Consider the following 26,552-nt stretch of genomic DNA (forward strand, 5'->3'; position numbering starts at 1 on the left):
GCCAGGGTATCGTACCCTGGCTTTTTCGCAGTCATCCAATCAGGACATCCTGTCCCGAAATCTTCCCTGATTATTTCATTTCCATATGACGAAAGTCCTTTTAAAGACCTCATTTCCGTTGAAGTCATGTATAAAATTTAGCAGTGATGCCTGGTCTATGCAAGCCTGTTTCTCACCCAATCACATCACAAGCAATTATGCGGATTTAAATAAAAAGGATATATTTCAATAAGTTAATATATTAATAAGAGACACTTAAATGCTAAAAGCTACCTTTTCTTCAAAGGAATTGAGAAATATCTTGGGGTATCTTGAGCAAAAGCGGATTTCAAGTAAACAGGATGAACAAGTTAAGTACGATAGAAAATTAAAGTTTTCTAGTTTAGAATAGCATGGACTAATCGACTTGAGGCAATTTGACTAAGCGGAGTTCAATAAATATCGATAACTTTATTCGCTTGTATGGCGTTCAGATTTCAATTTTGTGATTGAAGAAAAATGTGCGCGTAGCTATTCTACGTAAGCATTTTTCTGATTGAGCAAAATTGATAGATGAGTGGCAGACAGATGAAGAAAGTTATCGATATTTATTGGACTCCGCTTATAAGTCAGTAAACAGAGTAAGAACTATGAAGCAAAATAACCTGGTCAAAAAAGATAGATTACTAATTATTGATTGGCTGATAGAACATTTTCCAAATGCTTTTTTTAAAAAACCCGTACAGGTGAAACCCCTGCAGATAGGAATATTCGACGATATTATTGAATTTTACGATCGACTGGAGTCACCTCCTTTTAGTAAAAAATCATTGCGGGAAGCCTTGAATTACTATAGCTCATCACCAGCCTATCTTAGCTGTCAGAAAGTGAATACAGCCCGAGTTGACCTCTACGGCAACGAAGTAGATGTGGTGACAGAAGAACAAGCCAAATACGCTCACCAGCGTTTTCAGACTCGTTACACCAAATCTGACAAATCGAGTGTTGATTCTGAAAAAGCCGAGTAATTTTAAAGCGTGGATGCAGGGAATAAATAAATTTGTTCCCTTAAAAAATCCTCTCTCCCCTCAGGGGAGAGAGTTAGAGAGGGGTTTAAATCAACCCTCACCCTAGCCCTCACTGCTATTAAGTTAAGGACTTCTGTCATTCCCGCGAAAGGCGGGAATCTATTCCTCAGTCGGCATTGTGGCTAGCTCAGAGATGGATCCCCGCCTTTCGTGGGGATGACAGTTTAATATACAATTGAGCTTAACTTAATGGCAGTGCCCTAGCCCTCTCACAGCTTGGGAGAGGGGATTTTCTCTTATCAAATTGCGTTTAACATGAATGCCAGCAAGACTCAGCCTGGCTTCTCTGCACACACTAAATAGTTAATATCCACTGATTTGGCAAGCTCTGCCTCTCGGCTAAAAGGATTATAATTGATTCCTTCCAGTGCAATGAGCTGCAATCCCGTGCTCCTCAGAATATCAGCCAGCTCTCCCGGTTTGATGAACTTTTCATAATCATGAGTTTGCCGGGGTAATAATCCCAAAATATATTCCGCAGCAATAATAGCAGCCCCATAAGCCTTCAAAGTTCGATTAATTGTAGAAAGAAACAGCTTGCCGCCTGGCTTTAACAAACGAAAGCAATGCTGTATTACCAGCTCAGGATTGCTGACATGTTCCAGCATTTCCATGCAGGTAATCACATCAAATGCTGGCTCCTCAAAATCCTCTATAGGGGTGACATGGTAATTAATGAATAGATTTTGAGCAATAGCATGCGTATTTGCGGTGACAATAGCATCATTATCGGCATCAATCCCTGTAACAACTCCCCCCTGCCCGGCTATTGCTTCAGCCAGAATACCCCCGCCACAGCCCACATCGAGAACTCTGGCCTGGCCCAAAGACGCATGTTTTTGGATAAATTGCAACCGCGCAGGATTAATATCATGCAAGGTCTTAAGCGGGCCGTTCTTATCCCACCAATGCCTGGAAAGGGCATTAAATTTTGAAACTTCACGCACATCGATTGTTGATTTAGTCATTTACACTTAGCAAATCCAAATGTTTAAAAAAATTCTGAACATTCTTATTCGTTATAAAGCTCAGATTATAAGGGTGCTCAGCCACCAGACCGGAAAAGGGTTTTGTCTCTTCAAGCTGTTTGGCAATATTGCCCAGTAGAATTAATTGTAATGACGGCTTAACTTCCGCGAGACGCTTAAAAAGAGAACTCATAAAGGGCCGCCACTCTCTGGCATGATATTTTACTTGCCCCTCACTGTAAACCAGGGAGGCATTCAGCAAGAGAAATCCTCTATTAATTAAACCAGTAAAGAACTCATTCGCTGTTTGCACATAATTTGTTTTATCAACTTTCTGAATAGCCTGTTGCGAAAAATCCTCACTCAGATCTCCTTTAACCAGGAGTAACATTTTTATGAAATTACGGAGCGAGGTTGCACGATTCACTTCCTTACTTAAACCGCTTTGGCTCCATATATCTCTTACCGCAGCATCCCAAAATGCATAGCCATTGGCTGATTGTATTCGGGGGTAAGGAGATTCACCCAATAAAATATAATTCGTGGCGTCAAGCGGCAGGCTAAAAGCAGAGAATAAGGCCTCTTTTCCCGGAAGCCAATCGTCAGTTAGCTCCAACTGCCTGAGATAGGCTGAATCCATAGCAGACAAGCCTTCTTCAATGATTTCATGCCACTGATAATGGGTTGTTTCAATTAAATTATATAATGTAGAATCACGAGCCATATGTTTTTCTTGGTTAATTCAAAAGGACTGATTAAGTTTAGTTTATCAAAAATGAATAATTCATCATATTTTCTTAAGAAAACTTATTTACAATATGTAAGACTAAAATAAGAGAACAAAATCTATGGCGATGTCCAGTGAGCAAATCCATAACCAGAACTGCTATCTCTATTTAAGAGGCATCGCGGAAAACGGCAAGCTACCCAGGGCAATTTATGCGATTTTACCCCAAGCACTACAGGATCCTTTAACAAACATTTTACAGGCAGCCTACAATCCTAATTTTGCCTATGCGGATTTATACCGTGATTTTTTCATTTTTATAGACGGAAACAGCAAAGCGATTGAACTGATAAAGAGAAATCTTCAAAAAAGGCTGGACATTTTGACCGCGAGGCAGAACCTTCGACCTAACTCTGGTGGATTTTTTGATGCAAAACAGAGTATTCAAACTGGCAGCTTATCTGATTCACAGAGCGAAATTAATGTACTTAAAAAGGAAATTAGTGAACTAAATGATTTTATTCACAAGATATATGCTAATGATAATCACATTCTCGATGTAACATTCGAGACCATAAAACACATCCCCGCAAATCACAAGCCGGGCGATAAAAAGAAAATAACCTCTGCAATTCGCAACCAATTGGCAAACGAGCATCCGCGTGTTAATACTGCGCCGTCGCCCTCCGATGTTGACTCTTTTAAAAGCCGGGCACAAGACACTTTTGGCCGTGAGTATAAACCACAACATAAAACCAGTCTGGCAACTAAAAGAGACTATAAATATAAAAACGGGTTAACCCTGCCTGTAGAATTACGTTTCGGAACCCAGGTACAACGAGAAAAAGGCCTGACTCAAATCAGCCCTTCGTTTAAATTATGGTTAAACAATCAGTTGAGAAGGCCTCTGGACTCTCTTTTTCAATCCCCTGACCCCGCACAGCGCATTACTCATATTTACTTTAACAATCTGGGACGGGATCGTATTGATCCTGAAGGCAGATTGGAATGCCGTATGACCCAAACCCTTGAAGGACTTGAAAAGGAACATGACAACATTGCAGTAATCACACTGCCCGCCGACAAAGGAATATTTTCTTTTGGCGATTACCATGCCACCAAAGCCAATCTGAATTATGAGAATGAATTCGAGCGATTGTTTAATATTGCAATCGGTAACTCAAACGAAGCTATAAAGGACTTCTATATCAGCCCTGAGATAAAAGAACTGCTGTACGGAACAAACGAGCAGGAGATTGTAAAAAGATTACTCCTGGGCAGTTTTAACACGATGGGAGCCACCCCTGATAAGCCATTAAGTAAAGCACAAAGACAGGCTATCTGGTTTGATTTTAACAAATTTGCCTTACCTGATCGTGTAATTAGTGAACTCAAACCTTTAACTTTTAATTTTTCCTGTAAAGATGCGATAGATCGCGCAGGGGTATCCTCCGCTTATTACAATCTAATGAAATCTATCGAGCTAGGCTCTCCAATGAGCCGCGAGGAATTTGAACGCGCTCTTCATGCTGCCCCGGCCATGGTTAAAGGACGCGGCATGAATCACCATGAAGAACTGCTGTGGAATGCAATCGATTTTTATATTAATTCAGGCTATCAACAGGTTAAACAGGATATCCCCTGGCTTGTCCAGTGGAGAGACGATAATTGTCCTCACAGACGTGCCAATGAACTTCTCCTGATACGTATACCTCAGGCGAGAATTGACTTGCAGGAGCTCAAACGCAGTACCAAAGAACTGTCTGAGCAGGCTGGTAAACTTATCGATTTAGTTGAAGAGCAGGCCAGGAAGAATACCAGCGGCAAACGTTTATTGCTGCAGGCGGTTAGCGATACCATCGATTTACTGGAAAATCCTAGTCCTGAGAAAAAACAACGCTATGAACTCCTGGCTAATCAACTGGAGGTTAAAGATCCCCGCTGGCGTGCTGCTGCCGGTATTATGAAAATAATCGCCGGAATATTCCACTATGTATTTACCTTTGGCTCCTCCAAAATGTTTAATTCGGGAGTGGCCACATTTAGAACATCTCAAAATGCCAATGAACGCAAGCAAATTCAGCTCAGTATGAAAGAACTGGTCAGACAAAATATGGAAGATACCGAGCAGCATGATGAAAGCTCAATACCAATAGAATTGAGTATATAGTCTTGCATGACCTCTGAAATTTGGCTAAGGTTAACTACCTTTTTTTCTGGACAATGCAATGGATCCTGTAACCAGACGTGTCCTGGTCGATTTGCGCGAAAGACAACCAGAGATGATTCAGCAGCTCCTGCGACTATGTGAGATTAACTCCGGCACCACGAATCCTGATGGCCTTGCCGACATCCATAGTGAATTGCATCGGGTGTTTAGCCCCCTTGCTGATTCCATTGAGTCAGTTTCTTTTCCACCTCTCCATAGCATCGATATGAACGGTAATTCCCAAAGACTTGTCTGTGGGGATGCCTTATTTATCCGAAAGCGGCCGGAATTAAAAAGACGAATACTTTTAGGCGGGCATATGGATACTGTTTATCACGTAAACCATCCTTTTCAGACGCTTCGCTATCTTGATGAAAATACGATTAACGGTCCTGGGGTTGCTGATATGAAGGGCGGCCTGCTCATCATTCTGAATGCTCTCGAAATGTTTGAACAACTTCCCGAATCTCAGTCTCTGGGCTGGGATGTTTTTATTAATGCCGACGAAGAAATTGGCTCACCCGCCTCCAGCCCCTGGCTTGAGAGCATGGCGGCCAGCTATCAGGCGGGCCTCATTTATGAGCCAGCAATGGATGCTAAAGGCACACTGGCCAAAAACAGAAGAGGCAGTGGAAAATTTACCGTGGTGGCAACTGGAAAATCCGCCCATGTCGGGCGTGCTTTTGAAGAAGGGCGAAATGCAATCTGCTATCTGGCACAGGTGCTTCTTTCGATTCATGCCCTTAATGGCCAGCGAGAAGGTGTCACGGTTAATGTGGGTAAAATTGCCGGTGGAGAAGCATTGAATATGGTGCCAGATAAAGCGGTCGCCAAACTGGATATACGTGTGAGCAATTCAGAGGATGAACTGTGGATTCAACGACAATTGAATAAAATACTAGGTCAGGAAAAAAGACAGGATTATCAATTAGCAATAGACGGACAGTTCGGTAGGCCAGTAAAATTTGTCGACAGCAAAACGCAAAAACTGTTTGGATGCGTGCAGCGCGCCGGGGAAAGGCTTAATCTCGATATGGTATGGAAAGATAGCGGCGGCTGCTGCGATGGCAATAATCTGGCACATAAAGGCTTACCGGTGCTCGATACCCTCGGCGTTCGCGGCGGTGCGATCCATAGCGATGAAGAATTCATCCTGCTCGACAGTCTCATTGAGCGGACCGCTTTAAGTCTGTTTATACTGCAGGACCTGGCTCAGGGCAGTTTGGAGGGAGTTCACTCATGATGATTTTCCGCCGTGCTTTTCTTTCCGATCTTGACTCGATTTATGATTTGGCAATGCATAGCGGTATCGGTATTACCACGCTGGTAAAGGACAGGGAGTTATTAAAAAAACGCATTGAGTGGTCTTGTGCTTCTTTTGAAAAAGAAGTCAAAAAGCCGCTTAATGAATATTATTTTTTTGTTCTGGAAGATCCGGAAACGAAGAAAGTAGTCGGCACATCAGCCATTGAAGGAGCCACGGGCTTCGACAGCCCTTTTTATTCCTATAAAATTTCCCGACGAACCCGATTTTGTCATTCACTTAATATTCGCAGTGACTATGAGGTCTTAAGCCTGGTTAACGATAACCAGGGAAAAAGTGAGGTGTGCACCCTCTTTCTCGACCCCTCCTATCGCCGTAATAACAATGGATTACTGCTTTCCAGAGCTCGCTTTCTTTTCATTGCAGCTTTTCCTCTGCGGTTTTCATCTACAATAATTGCTGAGATGCGTGGGATTTCAGATGAGGCCGGCCACTCGCCTTTTTGGGATCATGTTGGAAGTCATTTTTTTCATATGACTTTTTCTGAGGCCGATCGCCTGACCATTTCCACTGACAAGCAATTTATTGCTGATTTGATGCCTCGCAATCCCATTTATGTCAAATTACTGGCGGCTGCTGCGCAATCAGTCATTGGTCAGCCCCATCAGTCAACCCTGCCAGCCATGAATATTCTTATGCATGAAGGGTTTCGCTTTTTGGGATACGTGGATATTTTTGATGCCGGTCCCACACTGGAAGCCCCTGTTGAAGAAATCAATACTATTAAAACCAGCCAATTACGGACAATTGGCAGCATAAGTGATGAGGTCAGCAGTAAATCCTATATGGTAGCTAATACCTCTTCTGATTTCCGGGCAACACTTAGTCAAGCCATCATTACCAAAAGCGATAGCTGCATAGTGAGCAAAGAAACAGCGGAGCGGTTAAAACTAAAAAAGGGAGACGCTGTCAGACTTTCTCCTTTACATCCAGAAAAACATTTACATGAAGGACATCGATGAATACGATTTCAAATACCTCGTATAGCCACTACATTGATGGGCAGTGGGTGTCAGGGGAAGGGCCTGACTTAATCTCCATCAATCCCGCTACTAATCAGTTAGTGTGGAAAGGACATAACGCAACAGAGTTTGAAATCAGACAGGCAGCCGAAGCCGCAAACAAGGCTTTAGGACCCTGGATGAGTTTAAGCGTTGAGGAGCGTATTGCCTGTCTGAAACGTTTTGCCAATACCGTTGAAAAAAAACGGGAGCAGTTAGCTGAGCTGATTTCTCTCGAAACAGGCAAGCCATTGTGGGAATCCCTGACAGAAGTTAATTCGGTCATTGCCAAAATAGCCATATCGATTCAGGCTTATCATGAGCGCAATGCCGAAAAATCAACTATAAGCCCGGAATCAACTGCAGCTTTACGATACAAACCGCATGGTGTGGTAACTGTCCTCGGTGCTTTTAATTTTCCGGCTCACTTGAGTAATGGTCATATTGTTCCTGCCCTTCTTGCTGGAAACACCGTCATTTATAAGCCCAGTGAATTATGTCCCGCAGTAGCCATTTTGATTATGCAATGCTGGCATGAGAGCGAATTACCACAGGGTGTGATCAATTGTATTCAGGGGGATGCCAAAACAGCTCAGACTCTTTTATCCCAGCGAATTAAAGGCGTATTTTTTACAGGAAGTTATTCCACTGGCAAACGAATTAATCAACAGTTTGTGGATCGGCCTGAGGTAATTCTTGCTCTCGAAATGGGTGGAAATAACCCCTTGATTGTGGATGATATTGAAGACATTGACGCTGCTGTTTATCATACGCTTTTATCTACAATGATAACCGCAGGACAACGCTGTACCTGTGCAAGAAGACTGTTCATCAAAGACAACGCACAGGGCAAAGCCTTTCTTGATAAGTTTACTGAAGCCTGCGACGCCTTGCTTATTGGTGATTATAAACAACGCCCTGAGCCTTTCATGGGTCCGGTTATCCGGCTTGAGCATGCGCGCCATCACCTCGCAGCACAGCAAAAATTGCTTGATTCAGGGGGCAAAGCCTTACTGCAAATGAGACTATTGCAGGACGATGCCGCATTTTTATCGCCTGGAATTATTGACATGTCAGACGCCCGCTCTGTTATTGATGAAGAGATTTTTGCCCCTCTGGTCCAGATCCATCGTTATCAGGACTTAGAAGACGCAATTAAAATGGCAAATCAAACCAAATATGGGCTGGCAGCTGGTCTTTTAAGTAAGCATCCTGATCATTATCAATTGTTTTACAGGCAGATTAATTCAGGACTTATAAACTGGAACAGGCCCACCACTGGAGCTGCCAGCAGCCTTCCCTTCGGTGGTATTGGATGCAGCGGCAATCACCGTCCCAGTGCCTATTTTGCAGCGGATTATTGTTCTTATCCCGTTGCCAGCATGGAAAGCGCTGAACTAACAAAACCAGCTCAGTTATTACCCGGGATTACTTTATGAAAAGCTATGAGTTGAATATGGATGGGCTGGTGGGGCCAACGCATAATTATGCGGGTTTATCCCTGGGCAATATTGCATCTACTTCGAATGCACTCTCAATAGCCAATCCCCAGGCAGCAGCTCTGCAGGGTTTGGCCAAAATGCGCTTCCTGCATGGACTGGGCTTGAAACAGGCGGTCTTACCCCCTCATCAGCGGCCTAATTTAAATCTGCTCATGCAAATGGGTTTTTATGGCGGTACTGAGCAAATGCTGTCTCAGGCGAGCCGCGAAGCGCCTGAAATTCTGGCAGCCGCTTATTCTGCATCCAGTATGTGGACTGCCAATGCGGCTACAGTGACTCCAAGTATTGATAGTAGTGATCGGCGGGTTCATTTTACAGCAGCTAATCTGATATCCAATTTACACCGGCATCAGGAAGCGTCTTTTTCCTCTCGTTTACTCAAAAAACTCTTTAATACGGATAGTTATTTCTCGCATCATCCGTCCTTACCTGCAAGTGTGGTGACTAGTGATGAAGGAGCTGCAAATCATAGCCGACTTGCTGCAAATCATAATCAGGCGGGCATTCATCTATTCGTATACGGCAAACGCGCCCTATGGTCCACCTATGCGCCAGCCCCTCAGCGTTTCCCGGCAAGACAAACCTATGAAGCCTCCAGTGCAATTGCCAGAGCCCATCTTCTTGATCCGAGTAAAGTAGTTTTTGCCTGCCAGAATCCACTTGCCATTGATAAGGGGGTTTTTCACAATGATGTTATTGCAGTTGCCAACGAATCGGTTTTGTTAATTCATCAGCAGGCCTTTCTCAATCAGGCAGAAGTAATCAGGGAACTGAAAGACAAGGCTGATTTTGATCTTACTATTGTTGAAATAAATGACCGGCAAATCAGTATTGATGACGCCGTATCCAGTTACCTTTTTAATTCTCAGCTGCTAACGCTTGAGGATGGCTCGATGACTCTTGTGGCACCCAGTGAATGTCAATACAACCAGCAGGTTCATGAAACAATCAATCACATTCTGTCATCACCCAATAACCCCATCAATCATTGCTATTTCATGGACTTAAAGCAGAGTATGCGGAATGGCGGCGGCCCCGCCTGTCTGCGATTAAGGATTTTGCTCCAGGAAGAAGAGCTTGCAGAGATGCACCAGGGCGTGCTGATAAATGAATCGCTGCTCACAGGTCTTGAGCAGTGGGTCAAAAGACATTATCGCGATCGCCTGCACGCTCAGGATTTCCTGGATCCTTTACTGGTGGATGAAGTCCTTCTCGCCCTCGATGAGTTGACGCAGATTTTGGACCTTGGTTCTATTTATCCTTTTCAACAAGCTTGACAAACGATGTGGAAAACCTTTGCTGGCCGCTGTCTGTATCAAAGTGAAAGCGGCATTTCTGTCTACGACAATTTTATTTTTCGCTGGCTCTCGCTGGGTAGTCCGGCGATTCAAAGTTTAATTAATCTTTATAAGCCAGAAAGGCCTGGGCTGAATTATGTTAGTACGCTAATTCTTCCTGCCAGACTATTTCCCGGGCCGAGCTGCTTATTAGGATTAGGAGGAGCCGGGGCTGCGCATGCACTGTCCCCTGTTCTTACTCCTTTTAGTTTGACAGCCATTGAAATCAATGAAGAAATTATTCAGGTGGCGAGAACTTATTTTATGACGGAAAGGCTCAACAATCTCAATATCATTAACCAGGACGCCAGTACGTTTGTTACAAATAGCAAGACGCAGTTCAAGCACATTCTTATCGACTTGTTTGATGCGCACCGCTTTCCTCCCAATTGCTATAATCCGCAGTTTTTTAATGACTGTCAGAGCGCTCTTTCAGCCAATGGCTATCTTAGCGTTAACCTGGCCAATCGCAGGGAACAATATCCCGTTTTCAAGTGGCTAAAACAGCAGTTCGACATGTCAACATTGGTATTGCCCGTCAGGAAATCAATGAATATGATTATTGTTGCTGCAGACAAGCCTGCTCTGGATATACTCATTGAACAATTGAAAGCCAGAAAAATAATACGCGCTCTCGCCTGGGATCCAACCTGGAACCGCATTGCAAGAACTGATTAGAACCACTAATTGATTTGGCCAGCAGAAAAAAAAATCCCGGCTGCAAGCAGTCGGGATTCTAAATAAAAGCGGTGTCTTTTCTGATGTCTTATTTTGAAGAAGCGACCTGAACTTGCAGTTTGGCAATCACATCACTATGAACGTGAACTTCTACCACAAAGTCACCAATTGAGTGGATAGGACCTTCAGGCATTACGATTTCTCTTTTGCTCACTTCAACTGACTGCGCTTTCAGAGCATCTTTAATCTCACTGGCGCCTACAGAACCATACAGTTTACCTTCATCGCTTGCCATTGCATTGATAACAACAGTGATATCATTCAGCTTGGCCGCGCGTTGCTCAGCATTGCTTAATGATTGCTGAGCTTTCTTCTCAAGATCCGCTCTTCTTTGTTCAAAAAGCTCAACGTTTTTTGCTGTAGCAAAAACTGCTTTGCTTTGTGGAATCAGAAAATTTCTTCCATAACCTGGCTTAACTTTTACTTTGTCGCCGAGATTACCCAGATTTCTTACTTTTTCTAATAAAATAACTTCCATTACTAAACCCCTTTTGAATTGCTGGCTTTAGAAGCCAGACGCAATCTAAAATTAAACATACTATCGAGAGAACCAAACAATATATAAACCCGTAACATTAAATCAGGTCTCATAACAAGCGGTATAAGTAACAGAGCCAGGCTAATGGCACGACCTTTTTTAGGCGTCAGACTGAACATCAGGCAAAGCCCCGCAATCATTAAATAAACGCTCAAAACAGGTAAGCAACTTATCGCCGCCAGGTTATTCAGGTATGCACCCACCATTGCTATTCCAAAAAGCCCGACAATCGGACGACTGGCTCTAAAAGCCATCAATTCTTTTTTGAATCCACCAGGATAAAAAAGAATCGACTGGATATAACGGGCAAACAATAAAGGAGCAAGTGCAGAAATCGCGATACAAGCTTCTTTAATACCAAAAAAATAACTGGCGAAAAATGATATATCGCCTGAATTCTCCTTCGGCAGATTTTCGAGTAAATCACTTGAATTCAATTTACTGAAAATCAGCAGTATGTAGTTATATTCGTTAATAATGTAATCAGGTATGATGCTGCAAGTCAGAGCTATTACCAACAGAGTTACACCCAGCGTTGCCGAAGCAACCCATTGCCAGCTTGCAGATGCCCTCAATACCATTGCAGCCAAAAAGCAAATTATATTGGTTAGCAGAATGCTAACCGCAATGTATGGTACTGAATAACTGGCATTAGCTGCCAGCATGGACCCAACCAGGCTGGTTAATAACAAGCCCACGCCGCTTCTGGCTCCCTGACGTAATGTAATCAGTGCAACAATCACCAGAGATAGCCATGAAGCAAACGGCACAAACGGAAGTACTGCAGCCAAAGAATAGGCAAAGAGTTTATTCTTTAGCAGAAGATTTCCCTGTTTGTACAGTAATGTGCTCATACCCAATTAAATCTTATTTATGGCTATCGCAATAAGGTAACAAGCCTAAGAAGCGTGCTCGCTTGATTGCCTGCGCCAATTGTCTTTGGAATCTGGTTTGAGTACCTGTAATTCGGCTAGGCACAATCTTTCCAGTTTCAGTGATATAATTTTTTAACAGATTAATATCTTTATAATCAATTTCGTTTGAGCCTTCAGAGCTGAAACGGCACATTTTTTTTCTGCGGAAATAGGATGTAGTTGACATAGTTTAATTCCTTAGGCTGCACGAGTGTCTTTTTCTTTTTTCATCTGAACTGATTCAGTAGTGATTGCTTCATCACGTTTAATAACCATGTGACGAATAATTGCATCATTAAACTTGAATGCGTTCAGAAGTTCATTAAGCGCCGCCTGATTACATTCAATGTTCATTAAAATGTAATGCGCTTTGTGCACTTCAGCAATAGGGTATGCCAATTGTCTGCGGCCCCAGTCTTCTTTGCGGTGAATAATACCGTTATTATTGGTAACGATACCTTCATAACGCTCGACCATTGCAGGAACTTGTTCACTTTGATCAGGATGAACAAGGAATACGATTTCATAATGTCGCATAGTGTATCCTTATGGAAAAAGCCTCTCTTACTGGATGAGGCAAGGTTATAAAAAGCGAGTAAGTTTAACCCATTTTCAAACTTCGGGCAATGCTCAGTTATTTAAGCGCGGAAATCACAAGCGTTTGCTCAATTAATCTATATACTCCTAGCTCACTATAGCAGTATTATGGGCACCTGTGGCAATAACATGGCTTGAAGAGTTGCTCAAATACCTGGCAGTCCCGGGAAGCAGACCATAGCATTGCTTTTAGGGTGGTATTGATATATAACATACTAAAAAAAAAGAGATTTTACATGGAAATAATAACCCTTTCATTTGAAGAGCCTTTGGCCGTATCTATTAATGGGGAAATCGTTCAGATTGTTGCGTTCAAAACCCCGGAGCATGGCAACATTAAATTTGGAGTTGAAGCACCGCGCAGTATTAAAGTACATCGTGAAGAAATTCATCAGGCTATTAAGCAAAAAGAGAAAGAAGCCGAACTCGTAACTGAATAAGTAATGCCAACTTCAAAATTCAATCACAGCTGTTTGTTACTACAACTGCTCTTACTATTTTCCTTTGCTTCAATTGCATTTGCTATTAACTGCTTTTTCTACCAATTTCCAGGTAATAATTATTTCCCTGAAGGATCTGCAGGCATAGGAATTTCCTTATTATTAATGCTTGCGGGTTGCAGGTTGCTGTTAAATAAAAATCATCATCTGGTAAAAATACTTCAGGAAATCCTGCTATTTTATATCATTATGTCGCTCATTGCGTTTACCACTAACGCGGTGCAATTTACCCCTTTTCCGCCCATTGATCGCTTTATTATTGCCTTTGAAAATCAATTAGGTATCTCTCTCCCTGAAATTGTTTCCTGGACGAATCATCACCCCTGGTTTAAAAATATACTGGGTCTTTGCTACGATACCTTACCCTATCAACTGGGTTTTTTACCCCTCCTGGTTATTGCTGCCGGGCAGTTTGAAAAAATCAGACGTTTTTTTAGCTTGCTTTTGATTAGCTCATTGATTGGATTTGCAATCTATTATTTTTTCCCCACGATTGCACCGGCTGCTATGTATCAAACAGATGAATTTGCCATTGAGCAACTGGCAACTGGTATTAAATTTAATCAGCTGCATCAGCACATACCACCAGATACCATTCAGGGCGGAATGGTTGCATTTCCTTCTTTTCACACATTCTGGGCCTGGTATTGCCTGGAATTGATGTGCGGTTGGCCCATCGCCTTTAGCTTACTGCTAATTATTAATACACTTTTGATTTTAAGCTGCGTACTGCTGGGATGGCACTATCCACTGGATATTCTGGGGGCTTTTTTAATTATCTGGCTGTCAAATTATCTTTATACCCGTTGTAATAAATATTTACCCTATGCTGCACAGCATTTTCCCCAATTGTAAATGAAACATTTATAGCAGGCCTGTTTCTGCGACTTGCCAAACTAACTGCCATTAAGTTAAGCAAGCTCTGTTATGCATGTAGGTTGGGCCCTTGGCCCAACATTGAGCTCTGGAGTAGTTTAACCCCTTTGTTGGGCCAAGGGCCCAACCTACAATAATTCCTTAACTTAGTGGCAGTGCTTGCCGAACTAACCAGCGATCTTCCTTGGGATACCAGATGGCCGTAAGCCCTCCTCTTGCACCTGGCTTTTATTCCATGAGGGTAAGGCATATTTACCAAGCGCTGCGCCCAATTGTTTGGGCAGATTAATACTTTGCTCAAGCGGAGTGTGCACTTCTATATAGAGAGCATTATTAAGCCGGCCTATTTTGACGGGTTCATTAATTACCCGTACTGATGTTCCTACTGTAACCATATCAAAAAGTACTTCGATGTCTTCAGGAAGCATTCGGATACACCCCGCACTTACCCTGGATCCAACGCCATCCCGTCGATTAGTGCCGTGGATAAGATACGTTGGCCACCCCAAACGAAAAACGTGACGTCCCAGGGGATTGCCAGCTCCAGGAGGGAATTCATTAGGTATTGGTGTCCCATGTTTTGCAGCTTCTGCCCTGACGTTCGCTGTAGGCCGCCATATTGGATCATGCTCCTTGCTGGTAACCCGGGTTTGACCTACAGGAGTGTTCCAGCCTTCACGTCCAATACCCACAGGCATGGTTATAACTACATTATCATTGGGCGGGAAATAATATAAACGATACTCTGACAAATTAATTACCAATCCACTGCGTGGACCTGAAGGCAGAATGTATTGGCTCGGGATAATCAGTCGGGTTTGAGGCGGCAAGGGTCGAGTTGGATCAACACCTGGGTTGGCATTCAGCATTTCATAATATCCAACATCATGACGAATACCTACTTCACTCAGGGTTTCTCCAACCTGGGGATTCACGTACTCGATTTTTCCGACCACATCACCTTCTGCAGGTAATACAAAAGTTTCAGCCTGGACAAAAAATGCCTTGGTTATGAATAATAGAAAAACAGCTAAACGCATAGTATTTATTCTCGGTAATGGCAGGATTACTCCTGCCATTAAGTTTGGAATTTACAAACTGCCATCGACTTTGAATCGCTCGCCGTATTGAGTTTGCAAAGTACTGAAAAGCTGACTTAGCTTATCGCGGCCAAAATCTTTCGCATAATTCATAGGACCTCCACGGAATGGAGCAAATCCAGCAGCAAAGATCATTGCGCCATCAAGTAGATCACTGTCAGCAACTACTCCTTCACGCAAACAGGCAGCTGACTCATTAACCATTCTCAAAATTAAGCGATTAGCGATATCTTTTTCAGTTTTGGTCTGCACTTTCTTTTTGACAGGCTTACCATTTTTATAAACATAAAAGCCCTCACCTGTCTTGCGGCCCAACTTCCCATTTTTGACCATATCACGCAATTTCTGAGGAACAGTTCCGCCATAATGCCTGGTCAGATTCTCAGCCACGGCCAGACATACATCCATTCCTACTGTATCAGCAAGCTCAACTGGCCCCATAAACATCCCGAATGCTTCGGCAGCCTCATCGATAGCTTCTCCCGAATAACCCTCTTCCAGTAATTGAACGCATTCCATCAAATAAGGCATGAGGACGCGATTAACCAGAAAACCTGGACTTGATTTCACGGGTAATGGAAGACGTCCGATTTGATTTACAAAGGCACAGGATTTATCGCGAACCTCTTTCAGCGTCTTATTGCTGCTAACAACTTCCACCAGTTCCATTCTCGCAACAGGATTGAAATAATGAATACCCACGAGTCGCTCGGGATGTTTCATAACCTGACTAATTTCATCCAAAGGAATACTGGAAGTGTTGGTTGCAATGATAGCATCCGCTCTGGCTTCTTCTTCCAGCTTTTTCATGATCTGCTGCTTTACTTCAAGATTCTCGAAAACAGCCTCAATAATCACATCAGCTCGAGCTACACCAAAGCCTTCCGGATCAGCAATCAGCCGATCCATCGCCGCCTGAATTAATCGGGGTTTTTTCAGTTTTTTCTTATACAGTGTATGGGCACGGCCTATTGCAGGTGCGATTTTGCTATAATTCTGATCCTGCAGAGTAACCTTTAATCCTTTTAGAGCACACCAGGCAGCAATGTCCCCGCCCATGACACCAGCTCCAATTACATGCACATGCCTGGCCTTAAAGTCGCTGTGTTTGGCAAAAGCCTTCATGCGTTCGCGTAAAAGAAAGGCCCGAATCAAATTACTGGCTGTATTACTCTGAGTAATCAGTTTTTCCACAGAGTCAGCCTCTTTCAGATAAGCCCTCTCCCCGGCGCCCCCTTCTTTTTCCCACAAATCAATAATGGCATAGGGTGCTGGATAATGTTGCTTTCTTACACGCTTGGAAACCTGATAGCGAAGAACAGGGGCTATAATTGCTCTCACCCATCCCATGTTGGTAATCGATTGTAAAAACCGGGGTTTATGTTTGGCTGGTTTATTTCTGATAAAATAGATGGCTGCTCTTCTCAATTGTCTTTCAGGAACGACATCATCGACGAAACCAATTTGTTTTGCTGTTTTTGCAGAAACAGGCGCACCGGTTAGAATAACTCTGGATAAGGCATCGAAACCACCTACCAGCCGCGGCAAACGAACCGTTCCTCCCCAGCCAGGATGAATTCCAAGCATGACCTCTGGCAACCCAAGCCGAGTGCCCTCGTCATCGCTTGCAATACGATAATCACAGGCCAGTGCCAGCTCTAATCCGCCACCCATGCAAAATCCATCGATCATGGCCACCGTAGGTATTTTTAGCGATTCAAGCCGGGAGAAGACTGTTTGTCCATTTCTTAGAAAGTTAACCGCTTCTTCCGGGGTTTTAAATTGAGAAAACGCATTGATATCAGCCCCTGCAATAAATCCTTTACTCTTTGCCGAATAAATGACCAGACCTGCAAGGTCGGCTTGTTTAGCAACGTCCTGAAGAATGATATTCAGCTCATCCAATACTTCCTGATTAATAGAGTTGACCGCCGCATCGTTTCTGTTGATTCCAAGCCACAGTATACGATCTGTATCAGTATCGATTTCCCAATGATTGTAATTAGTCATTATCCTTTCACCTCTGTAACCCGTTCCAAATACATTGCGCCTCCCTGTCCACCTCCAATACAGATTGCCGCCATTCCTTTTTTACCATTTGTATGTTTCAGGGATTGCAAAACATGCAGTACTATTCTTGCTCCACTAGCCCCAATAGGATGACCAGCAGCGATTGCCCCGCCATCCTGATTTAACCGATCAAGTGAAGGCGCCCCCATTGGTTCCGTCAAGCCTAGCTGATTCTGGCAGTATTCCTTATCGTCCCAGGCAGCCAGACATCCAAGAACCTGGGCGGCAAACGCCTCATTAATTTCCCAGCAATCAAGCTCTGACGGTTTCACATTCTGTCTTTCCATAATAGGAGTTGCTGCATGGACAGGTCCAAGCCCCATTTGAGAAGGATCAAGAGCCGACCATTGCGAATCCACGATTTTACCCAAAACAGGTAATTGATATTTTTTAACTGCGTCGGCACTAGCCAGAATCAAGAGGCAGGCGCCATCGGTAATCTGGGAACTGTTACCAGCAGTTACCATCCCGTATTTCTTATCAAAAAAGGGCTTAAGCTGGCCTAATTTTTCTACCGTAGAATCTGGTCGAATTCCATCATCCTGAGTATAAATTCTTCCCTTGCTGTCGATAATCGGCACCACTTCTTCCATGCGATTTTCGGCATAAGCCTGAGCCAGGCGTTTATGGCTGTTCGCTGCAAATGTATCCATTTGTTCACGGGTCAGACCAAAACGATAGGCTACTTTCTCAGCGGTTTGCCCCATATTTAACCCAACAATAGGATCAGTCAGGCCTCTAAGCAAAGCGATTACCGGCGCAAGAAAAGCAGGCCGAAATTGCGTAGCCAGAGCGAATCGCTGACCAACGCTTTTAGCGGCAAACCATTTTCCAAGCCAGGATGCCATTTTTTGGTTAAAAAGCAGCGGAGCATGACTCATCGCATCCGTACCCCCTGCAAGCACCAGGTTGCTGCGCCCAGAAGCAATTTGCATGGCGGCATTGTCGAGAGCCTGCATCCCGGAAGCGCAGTTTCTCATCACGGTAAAGGCAGGAACCTTATCACCGCAACCCAGGCGTAAAGCCACAACGCGGGCAATATTGGCTTCATCTGGCCCAGGCATTGCAGAACCAATAATGACTTCATCCAGATCAGAGGGTAAAAAAGGCTGCCGGTTTAAGAGTGGTAAGCCTGCAGCTACCGCTAAATCCGAACCAGTAAAAGGACCCACATCTTTTGCTTTCAAGAAAGGCGTCCTCAGTCCGTCCACGACATATACATCGCGGCCGCTTAAATTAGACTTGTGTTTCATTCGTCCTCCTGATATCTGCCAACCATGTTTGTTGACATAAATAGAGATTATCCCGTCACATATAAGGCTTGTGAATATTCAGCATTTTGAATAGTTCAGTATATATCAAAGATACCAGCTATTAAAATTTTTGGAAATTATGTTATTGAATTTCAGATAACTTTATTTCTTTCACATTAAGTGTTGACCTCCACAGAATTCCTGCTATACTTCGCAACCATTGACCGGAGAGATGGCCGAGTGGTCGAAGGCGCTCCCCTGCTAAGGGAGTATGGGACAAAATCCCATCGAGGGTTCGAATCCCTCTCTCTCCGCCAAGAACAACGCGCCCGTAGCTCAGTTGGATAGAGTATCTGGCTACGAACCAGGGGGTCGGAGGTTCGAATCCTTCCGGGCGCGCCATTTCCCAGTAAAAATCAAAACAATAATAATCACTCCGAAATACAATAAAAAAACCCAAATGTCTTTGGCCCGGAAGGGTTTGAACCGCACGAGGTTCGACAAAATGCGAAGCGAAGAGCGCAAAGCGCGGCGCAGCATTTTGGACGCGCTTTAGCGCGCCCCGAAGGGGTGAGGAAGGAACGCAGTGACTGACGAATCTATCCTTCCCGGAGCCGGCACAATTCTAGCTGCGAACACAAACACCCTGCCTTATCAAGTAATCTCTTTTTACTCGACCATCCCATGGACGCCCCGGATACACAAGCCTTGGCACGTAGGAAGTGGAGTTTCATCTTTGGCCCGGAAGGGTTTGAACCGAACGAGGTTCGACAAAATGCGAAGCGAAGAGCGCAAAGCGCGGCGCAGCATTTTGGACGCGCTTTAGCGCGCCCCGAAGGGGTGAGGAAGGAACGCAGTGACTGACGAATCTATCCTTCCCGAGCCGGCACAATTCCAGCTGCGAATACAAGCCCGTCTCATCAACGAAATCTCTTTTTTTCTCTACAATCCCATGGACCCCGGACAAGCCGCAACAGGGTCAAACTCCACGCCCATAGCCCCCACGCCCGGAAGGGTGCTTGATTATCTAAATCCAGAAATGATTCCGGACCTTACAGTACTACCTAGCTCTGAAACCAATTCGTCAAGTTGATTTTCATCCAATAAAATCTTAAAAGAACTAATGTCTTTTTCCACGAGATCTTTATGATCAAGAAGCATTGATAAGCGAGCATGTTGCGGGATCTCTTTACATATTTGTATTAGAGAGCCTGTATCCTTTATTTCATACCCACTCTGTTTTAAAAATTCAGATCTATCGTTCGGATGCAAGCGTTTTAGTATGGTGACTAGCCATTGAGATTGTTTAGGTAAATGTTGATGATATTTAATGGCAAAATGATAGCAATCAGATGGCGGCAAAGCCTTTGCGATATTTATCATAATGATTGGTTTGACAATGTTGTTTCTACTGTTTTCTGCAATATAGCTATCTATTAGCTTGACAAGATCATTTCCATGAAATGATTGAATTATCTTGCCAATCTTAGCGGGTTGAATTTTCTTGATATGTTCCAGAACGAATGGCAGTTGCTCCTGTGGCTCCAAGTACTTTAAAGCCATTAATACATCTTCTCCATCCTTTATCAATCCTGGAATTATTAAGTAGAAAAGAATGCTTGTCAGTAAACCTGGCCAGGATACTATCAATATCTTCGCGAAAATCAGGATTTACTATTCCAGGCTTTTTTTCATCATAAACGATGATTTCTGGTTCCATAGAAGCGACAGTGGTCCAGATTGAAGCGGGAAATTGATGGTCATCAATGACGGCATCCTTAGTACTTACAAACAGGTTATGAACTTCTACAGTTTCAATATTTTTTGCTAAGCGATGAGCTTTACCAATACAACAACCGCTGCAAGAAGTATCCACATCAACATGTAAATTAAGCGCACCAAACATGTTGTCAGGAATAAACCCGGTTCCATTTGACAGGACTACCTCTAAAAAAGGAGCTCGTTCTTTCATCAATTCTCGAAGATTATCATCGTTTTGTTCAGCACAAATCAGCATACCCATTTCCATGTTATTACCAGCCAGGTTAATATCATAGAAGTATTCTTCTCTACCAAGGTTATAAATTCTTTCTGGATGAAAGCGAGTTTCGAAGATAGGCCTATTTTTTTTATGTTTAATTTCTTGGTTCCCGACAAAAGCATGAGCAATATTTCCCAGATATTTTTTGTCACCTGGTTGATTCTGATTTTTCAGAAACTTATATCTTTCTTTAAAGAAACAACCCTCTTCTGTAGGAAATTTAAAGGCTTCATACTTTCTTCTGGTTTCATCATATTTAATGGCCAGTTTCTGCTCTTTTTTTGTAATTTTTTCAAAATCATTGCTGCTTATATCAGTAAGGGTTGCGATTGTTCCTGGAATCACAAGTAGATTAGGTACTGCTTTTACTGCTTCCTGTAATTTAGCTAAATAGTTCGTTTTTTCCTGTTTAGTAATTCCCTTTTTGCCCCCTATCGCGTATTCATAAGTTGCGATCACAGTAATAACATCTTCCCCCAGCTCTTCTTTAGCTTGAGTCGTAACAGAGGGAATGAGGTTGATTAAAGACGAAACGAAATCACTTGGATTGAGTGAATTTTTATAGGGCCTTATTGCACATATATAAAATTTCATAGAACTAATTAACAAATGGTTATCGTCTAATTATAGACCACAAAGCCATTCAAAGTCCGACAACAAAACAGCAGGATTCCGACGCCGATACACTTTCAGGTCCACTAAGAATATAATTCTGCCAAATGAATAATGGACTCTGTGAATTTATAACAGGATATGATGTGCTGACTCTTGAAAATCTACAAAAATTAACTCACCCCGGCGAGTACTTTTGCCGCAGTCCAGATACTTTTCTATTAAATCAAAAATTACTGGATTCATTAAGTGAAAAAGAAAAGATTAAGCTAGCTGGCAAAATTATTATTACAACATCCAGGCAGCGTCTTTTTTTATTACAATTTGCAATTCAATCCATGCGAGACAAGCCCGAGCCCAGTCTCAGTGATTTCAAGGAAGTGATATTAAGAGCACTGCGATTAAGGCAGGTTTTTGAAAAAAAGGATTTCTCTGATTTAAATTCTTTATATTCCTGGTTAAATCAGTTTTTGAGTTCTGAGTTATTTCTGGAGTTTCAACAGCTTGGTAATGCACTCGTTCTGTTGAAAGCAAATCAACTTAAAGAAGTGGCTGGCTGCGAGGCAGGTGAAGTGAATAATTCTTCGCGCGCTTTCAGTTTATAATTGAAATAACTATGCAAGAGCGACTGAGCAATAATTACACAAATAGTCTTGATTAATGTTTTAGCAAAATCTATTCTAAAGAGACAGTATTTATCTTTAGAAGACGATAATGTCAAAAAAACACGACTCAAAACACCTCGACAAAGTTTCAGATAGTGAACTGGAAAATTTATCAGGGGGTTTCACAGGATTGACCGATGGTAAAGCCTTATACAAAGGAGTAGCGAGTAGCTACAAAGCTCCTTCTGTTGCGCCAGAAATAAACCTCAATAGCAAGAGCAGCAACAACACAAAAAATAAGAGTAAGAAAAAGAAACAGAAATAATTTACCTCCGAATATTGCAGACTAAATATTGTTCATGCTTTCTCTGGCATGGGATAGTTGCGAATATCGAATTATTGGTTATTTTAATAGCCCCTCGGAAATTCATGCCATAAGCAATTTTCAAACAACAGCTCAAAATAAAGATAAAACCAGCACCTTAACTTCTGAAGAAATGGTTCAGTGCAAATCGAAGTTTCAAGATGGCTCGACCCAACTGTTAACTCAGGAGCATATAGAAGGACTGACTGTTTCAAACTTATGCATGTAGCCCGCATTCAATAAGGCAGGTAAAGTCGTCTTTACCTGCATCTATCAGATGATCCTGGGTGTAGCGCATCGACCTCCTCATGAAGGAGCCAATTCACTCACTTTTTCAATATGACCATGCATTTTTTGCAAATAGGATTGAATATTCTGTCCAGGATGATTCAAGAGCTGCAATATCTTTCCCTCTGCTTTGAGAGACAGTTTATCAATTTTTTCTTTTGCTTCACCAAAATCTGTTCTATCAACTTCATCCTGGAGTTTACTATGGTTTTAAATAAAACCAGCACCTAGAACTACGGCAACACTGGCAAATGAACCCAATTTGATCACAATGAACTAAATTGTTTATAATGCTGCATGGTCCAATAACCTGTCAGTCATTTTGCAAACTCCCATCGCATTAAGTGCCTGTGAAGAAGTTCATGCACTCACGATTCCTCATCTGATACAACATGAGATTACCGCATTTAATTATTACCGTATGTATTTTGATGGAACAGTCATTCGTTTTTCCAGCGACAGAGCATGGACAGAGCATTTTTTTAAAAAAGATTATCTTAACAAATTGACGGTGCCAGATACCTATCTCACAGAGCCTGTCAATTATTTTATCTGGCTAACAGAAGATTGCCCGGAGATGCTTCTCGATGCTGCAATTAATTTTGATACCTCCAATGGGATTTCAATTGCTGTAAGACAGGACGATTCTATTGAATATTTTTGTTTTGCGACTCACACGAATAATAAGTCGATTATTAACAAATTTTACTTAAACAATCTTGATCGTTTGCATCAATATGGTTTGCAGTTTAAAGAGCAGGCAAAAGGCTTGCTTGAACAAGCCAGCCGGGATAAGTTAATTATCAAGACAGCCGATAAGTCAAAGATTGTGTCATCGTCCAATGCTCAACAACCTCGATTATCAAAGCGGGAACTTGAATGTTCATTTGCTTTGCTGAATGGGATGCGAGTGAAGGAAATTGCCGGAATGCTGGGACTATCGGTTCGTACGATTGAATTTTACATCCAAAACATGAAAAACAAATTGAGATGCTCGAGTCAAATTGAATTGGTATTAAAGCTCGCTAATTATAAATAATTACCAGCAGCATCCCTGAAGAACTTTTATCTTCGCAAGCATTAAACAGAGATTTATAGTTTGAACACACTCGAATTAAAGCTGTCTGAATTAACTGACAGCGATGAAAAAAAATGGAACCAATTTTTGGTACAGCTAAAGCTGGATAAGCATTGGCAAAAAATGAGTCTAATCGGTTTCACCGAAATGAATGGAGCCGTTGAGCACAGGTTAGAAACTTTATTTTTTGTACTCTTTAATTATTCAAAAATACCATTCATCCAAATGAATAAAGCTTTTTTTAATAGCTTGCCAGGAGAATTAAAGAAAAAGTATTCCGCTCATATTATTCTCACCCAAGAACAATCCCCCCGATTCATGAATCCTGATGAAGTGATCGGTGATTATAATAATGATAACAAGGGCGTATTTATACGTCAGGTCACGCCATCGCGGTTTATGCGAGATGATTGGTTATCCATTACCACTGACGGCCCCAAAACCCGCCTCCTATCTGCCACTTTTGTTCTCAATGATGTGCCAATTGCTCTTATAGGCCAAGTCCCTTCTGATTGTAATAAAGCCTGGAAATATATAGGGGGCGTTGTGTTTTCACATCGCGTAAAATGTCATTTCGCTGGTAAGTCAGATATGAGCACTGATCTCTACTATCTAAAAAGGATTGGGAGTTATACCTACACCCTTAATCAAGACATGTTAACTCCAGACGGAGAAATTGATTATGCAAAACTGTATGAATTAAACCATTCGTTGAAACAATACACAGCTAAAGTGAAGAAAAATGTTCCAGAGTTAAGAAATAAAATCTTAGAGCAGCGGGAAAGGATAAAATCTAGCCATACCACTTATAAAACAACCTCCGGTAAAGTGAAGGAAAATCTGGAAAAAAGATCAGTTACGGAGTTTGGCGTTTTAATAAACAATGAAGCACTTCTGGCTGCCCAAATGGAAGATATTACCGGTGTGTTATTAAATACCAGGTCACACACAAGCATAATGGATGCGTTGGAGATACAGGGTTTTCTCGCGCGGCAAGGGGTTCATGTTGGGTTATTTTCATATGATCCAACACACCGTCCGGGTCTAATAGCCCTATCCCGTGAAGAAGTCATGGAGACTAGTGAATTTAAGAATGCCAATGACCACTACAATCTTTCACAAATAGATCTTCCCACCGGGTATATCGAGTCGATGGGCGCAAAAACCACTAGTTATGTTTTTTATTCTTGCTACATTGCGCAATCTTACCAGGAGTATTTTGCCAACCTCAATCCGATTCTGGATAGTGCAGGCACTCGACTTAGTTTTAACATAACAGCTTCAGATTTGCTTGCCTTTCATCGAGAGCAATTTGAAACGATAAGTAAGCTTGCAAAATTAACGCAGGACTTCGGTTGGCTCCAAACGCATAACCGTTTGATACCTGGAAGCACATGTTTGAGGATCTTCAGCTATTCTGATGATGATCAGTTTGTGCAGACCTTCATTAAGCGATTTTTTAAGCATCAGAATTATTTACTTCTAATAGAAAAAGATCACTTTTTCTATCAAATTGAAGTGAGTGCTGCTGAGGCCCTGAAAATTTTATCCAAAAACATTTTACAATCCCCTGCCTATTATATGTCTGTAATGAATGCATCCGAAGAGCAGATTCTCAGAGCTCAAGCAATTCAGAACATGCTTAACTCTATTGAAGTGCCTGCAGTGATACCTTGGGAGTCTCTGCCATTTATTGATGTAAATCAACAGGGTATTTATATTAATCTGGCATTTTTCTACAATCTGCATACGAGGATGGAAGGGAATAATCTCCTTCAGGAATACTATGAATATTACAGAGCTATTGCGGATAGGCTAGAGAAAATCAACATACCGTTACCCCTCTCCACTTCGCAATTTTATAGATACCCAATAATTGATATAGATGATCCAAATGCCCATAAGAAATATCTGGAATCCAGACTATCCGCAGCAAGGGCGAGCAAATCATCGCTTATTGATGAGAATCTAATTCAGGAGCAAATTAATACCATACTGCAGGCAATGCAAAAAAAATACGCATGTACTCTTCACAAAACTGATCCTGGTGATTATTTTCTCAGGTTTTCTGATGAGGTGCCTGCCGAAGAAATCTACAGGCTTCAAGTGAAACTTCGGCTTGATGGGGAGGTTGTTCCTCCTGTGGTAGATGAGGAGACTTGTATAACACACTCCTCTGGTATGTTTTACCTGCGGTCAATCATGTCATTTTCAGAACACATGGCCTCTCTGATCAATGATTTAGAACTCAAAAAACAAGAGTATATCAAACAATATCACCAGAAACCTGGATCAGACACGAACCAAAGCCCCTATTTACATCCGGAACCATCCGCAGATCTAATCACTTTTTTTGCCAGCCCTTTTAAGTTAAATCAGGCAATGATAAGCACCATGCAGGACTCAGAAGGGATGGTTTCTAAAGAACATTTACGGAAATGGCAACCTTGCGAGGCTGGAGAGCCCTTCACAGAGAGTCATGCTAAAGCAATTCTTTATCTAATTAATGAAAAAAAGCGGAGTCCTGAACAAGCTATTATGCAAACAAGCTATTTGAATGAATCAGAGGTAGATAAAAAATTTCTAATGGATGAGTCTGAATTTTTATATGGTTTTGTAGACTACATATAAAGGCATTCAAAATGCTAAATTGATCAATACTCATTGCAGTAACAGAATCACCTGTTAATTGAATTTTACATTCAAAACATAAAAAGCAAGTTGGATGTACGAGTCAAATTGAGAATGAGAAAGAGCTTTATCTTCGCAAGTATAGTAGTTATCGATAATCCATGCGTACTCTTTTGCAATTCGTTCCCGATATCTCGCTTTAACAGGATTGA

At 42.2% G+C, this 26,552-nt stretch carries 25 protein-coding genes and 2 tRNA genes; 16 read left to right on the forward strand and 11 right to left on the reverse strand.

All coding sequences use genetic code 11. The features are described 5' to 3' along the window. Nucleotides 1-629 precede the first annotated feature (629 nt). Nucleotides 630-1,007, forward strand: coding sequence for a ProQ/FINO family protein (locus tag LXA66_RS03800; protein WP_112218669.1), 378 nt, complete (start codon nt 630-632; stop codon nt 1,005-1,007). Nucleotides 1,008-1,339: 332 nt separating this feature from the next. Here LXA66_RS03800 and ubiG read toward each other — a convergent pair whose 3' ends face one another. Continuing rightward, nucleotides 1,340-2,035, reverse strand: coding sequence for a bifunctional 2-polyprenyl-6-hydroxyphenol methylase/3-demethylubiquinol 3-O-methyltransferase UbiG (gene ubiG, locus LXA66_RS03805; protein WP_233011986.1), 696 nt, complete (start codon nt 2,033-2,035; stop codon nt 1,340-1,342). Continuing rightward, nucleotides 2,028-2,759, reverse strand: a complete 732-nt coding sequence (locus LXA66_RS03810; RefSeq protein ID WP_233011987.1) for a uracil-DNA glycosylase — start codon at nt 2,757-2,759, stop codon at nt 2,028-2,030. The genes ubiG and LXA66_RS03810 overlap by 8 nt, the downstream gene beginning before the upstream one ends. A 124-nt stretch (nt 2,760-2,883) precedes the next feature. On the opposite strand from LXA66_RS03810, the gene LXA66_RS03815 reads away from it, so the two are divergent. From LXA66_RS03815 to LXA66_RS03840, 6 genes are read left to right on the forward strand one after another with little or no spacing between them, the layout of a single operon-like run. Continuing rightward, on the forward strand, nt 2,884-4,932 hold the full coding sequence (locus LXA66_RS03815; RefSeq protein WP_233011988.1) for a hypothetical protein: 2,049 nt from the start codon (nt 2,884-2,886) through the stop codon (nt 4,930-4,932). A 58-nt stretch (nt 4,933-4,990) separates the two neighbouring features. Continuing rightward, nucleotides 4,991-6,214, forward strand: coding sequence for a hydrolase (locus LXA66_RS03820; RefSeq protein ID WP_233011989.1), 1,224 nt, complete (start codon nt 4,991-4,993; stop codon nt 6,212-6,214). Then, nucleotides 6,211-7,257 (forward strand): arginine N-succinyltransferase, encoded by a 1,047-nt coding sequence (gene astA / locus LXA66_RS03825; RefSeq protein ID WP_233011990.1) that lies wholly within the window; start codon nt 6,211-6,213, stop codon nt 7,255-7,257. Before LXA66_RS03820 ends, astA begins: the two co-directional genes overlap by 4 nt. Continuing rightward, nucleotides 7,254-8,735: a succinylglutamate-semialdehyde dehydrogenase gene (gene astD, locus LXA66_RS03830; protein WP_233011991.1), complete on the forward strand. Its 1,482-nt coding sequence runs from the start codon at nt 7,254-7,256 to the stop codon at nt 8,733-8,735. The genes astA and astD overlap by 4 nt, the downstream gene beginning before the upstream one ends. Continuing rightward, nucleotides 8,732-10,075: an N-succinylarginine dihydrolase gene (astB, locus tag LXA66_RS03835; protein WP_233011992.1), complete on the forward strand. Its 1,344-nt coding sequence runs from the start codon at nt 8,732-8,734 to the stop codon at nt 10,073-10,075. Before astD ends, astB begins: the two co-directional genes overlap by 4 nt. A gap of 6 nt (nt 10,076-10,081) precedes the next feature. Then, nucleotides 10,082-10,813, forward strand: a complete 732-nt coding sequence (locus LXA66_RS03840) for a spermidine synthase (RefSeq protein ID WP_233011993.1) — start codon at nt 10,082-10,084, stop codon at nt 10,811-10,813. A gap of 88 nt (nt 10,814-10,901) precedes the next feature. Here the strand turns inward: LXA66_RS03840 and rplI are convergent, their stop codons facing one another. The 4 genes from rplI to rpsF are packed head-to-tail and all read right to left on the reverse strand — an operon-like array spanning nt 10,902 to nt 12,862. Then, complete coding sequence (gene rplI / locus LXA66_RS03845) at nt 10,902-11,351, reverse strand: 50S ribosomal protein L9 (protein WP_233011994.1); 450 nt, start codon at nt 11,349-11,351, stop codon at nt 10,902-10,904. Nucleotides 11,352-11,353: 2 nt separating this feature from the next. After that, nucleotides 11,354-12,265: a hypothetical protein gene (locus tag LXA66_RS03850; protein ID WP_233011995.1), complete on the reverse strand. Its 912-nt coding sequence runs from the start codon at nt 12,263-12,265 to the stop codon at nt 11,354-11,356. A 13-nt stretch (nt 12,266-12,278) separates the two neighbouring features. Continuing rightward, nucleotides 12,279-12,512, reverse strand: a complete 234-nt coding sequence (gene rpsR, locus LXA66_RS03855; RefSeq protein WP_058508109.1) for a 30S ribosomal protein S18 — start codon at nt 12,510-12,512, stop codon at nt 12,279-12,281. 11 nt (nt 12,513-12,523) lie between these two features. Continuing rightward, a complete protein-coding gene (rpsF, locus tag LXA66_RS03860) occupies nt 12,524-12,862 on the reverse strand; it encodes a 30S ribosomal protein S6 (protein ID WP_058508108.1) in 339 nt (112 codons plus the stop codon). A 296-nt stretch (nt 12,863-13,158) separates the two neighbouring features. Between rpsF and LXA66_RS03865 the strand changes: the two genes are divergently transcribed. After that, nucleotides 13,159-13,362: a carbon storage regulator gene (locus tag LXA66_RS03865; RefSeq protein ID WP_112218635.1), complete on the forward strand. Its 204-nt coding sequence runs from the start codon at nt 13,159-13,161 to the stop codon at nt 13,360-13,362. 3 nt (nt 13,363-13,365) lie between these two features. After that, entirely contained in the window at nt 13,366-14,277 is a 912-nt protein-coding gene (locus tag LXA66_RS03870; protein WP_233011996.1) for a phosphatase PAP2 family protein, read from the forward strand. Between the two features lie 188 nt (nt 14,278-14,465). Here the strand turns inward: LXA66_RS03870 and LXA66_RS03875 are convergent, their stop codons facing one another. From LXA66_RS03875 to LXA66_RS03885, 3 genes are read right to left on the reverse strand one after another with little or no spacing between them, the layout of a single operon-like run. After that, complete coding sequence (locus LXA66_RS03875; protein ID WP_233011997.1) at nt 14,466-15,338, reverse strand: L,D-transpeptidase family protein; 873 nt, start codon at nt 15,336-15,338, stop codon at nt 14,466-14,468. 51 nt (nt 15,339-15,389) lie between these two features. After that, on the reverse strand, nt 15,390-17,408 hold the full coding sequence (locus LXA66_RS03880; RefSeq protein ID WP_233011998.1) for a 3-hydroxyacyl-CoA dehydrogenase NAD-binding domain-containing protein: 2,019 nt from the start codon (nt 17,406-17,408) through the stop codon (nt 15,390-15,392). After that, on the reverse strand, nt 17,408-18,721 hold the full coding sequence (locus LXA66_RS03885) for an acetyl-CoA C-acetyltransferase (protein ID WP_233011999.1): 1,314 nt from the start codon (nt 18,719-18,721) through the stop codon (nt 17,408-17,410). The genes LXA66_RS03880 and LXA66_RS03885 overlap by 1 nt, the downstream gene beginning before the upstream one ends. Nucleotides 18,722-18,947: 226 nt before the next feature. Here LXA66_RS03885 and LXA66_RS03890 point away from each other — a divergent pair. Then, nucleotides 18,948-19,038 (forward strand) — tRNA-Ser (locus LXA66_RS03890). Nucleotides 19,039-19,046: 8 nt separating this feature from the next. Continuing rightward, a tRNA-Arg gene (locus LXA66_RS03895) sits at nt 19,047-19,123 on the forward strand. A gap of 621 nt (nt 19,124-19,744) precedes the next feature. Here the strand turns inward: LXA66_RS03895 and LXA66_RS03900 are convergent. Then, entirely contained in the window at nt 19,745-20,284 is a 540-nt protein-coding gene (locus LXA66_RS03900) for a hypothetical protein (RefSeq protein WP_233012000.1), read from the reverse strand. Beyond that, on the reverse strand, nt 20,208-21,356 hold the full coding sequence (locus LXA66_RS03905; protein WP_233012001.1) for a hypothetical protein: 1,149 nt from the start codon (nt 21,354-21,356) through the stop codon (nt 20,208-20,210). The genes LXA66_RS03900 and LXA66_RS03905 overlap by 77 nt, the downstream gene beginning before the upstream one ends. A 164-nt stretch (nt 21,357-21,520) precedes the next feature. On the opposite strand from LXA66_RS03905, the gene LXA66_RS03910 reads away from it, so the two are divergent. From LXA66_RS03910 to LXA66_RS03930, 5 genes are all read left to right on the forward strand, one after another. Continuing rightward, nucleotides 21,521-21,979 (forward strand): hypothetical protein, encoded by a 459-nt coding sequence (locus LXA66_RS03910; protein WP_233012002.1) that lies wholly within the window; start codon nt 21,521-21,523, stop codon nt 21,977-21,979. 109 nt (nt 21,980-22,088) lie between these two features. Beyond that, complete coding sequence (locus tag LXA66_RS03915) at nt 22,089-22,304, forward strand: hypothetical protein (protein ID WP_233012003.1); 216 nt, start codon at nt 22,089-22,091, stop codon at nt 22,302-22,304. Between the two features lie 34 nt (nt 22,305-22,338). Further along, the gene (locus LXA66_RS03920; protein WP_233012004.1) at nt 22,339-22,572 is read left to right on the forward strand and encodes a hypothetical protein; all 234 of its coding nucleotides are present in this window, start codon (nt 22,339-22,341) and stop codon (nt 22,570-22,572) included. 381 nt (nt 22,573-22,953) lie between these two features. Further along, nucleotides 22,954-23,670 (forward strand): helix-turn-helix transcriptional regulator, encoded by a 717-nt coding sequence (locus tag LXA66_RS03925; RefSeq protein ID WP_233012005.1) that lies wholly within the window; start codon nt 22,954-22,956, stop codon nt 23,668-23,670. Between the two features lie 60 nt (nt 23,671-23,730). After that, nucleotides 23,731-26,340, forward strand: a complete 2,610-nt coding sequence (locus LXA66_RS03930; RefSeq protein WP_233012006.1) for a hypothetical protein — start codon at nt 23,731-23,733, stop codon at nt 26,338-26,340. Nucleotides 26,341-26,552: the final 212 nt, after the last annotated feature.

Origin of the sequence: Legionella sp. 16cNR16C (assembly GCF_021297775.1) — a bacterium.
In the GTDB taxonomy this organism is placed as follows: Bacteria; Pseudomonadota; Gammaproteobacteria; order Legionellales; family Legionellaceae; genus Legionella_C; species Legionella_C quinlivanii_A.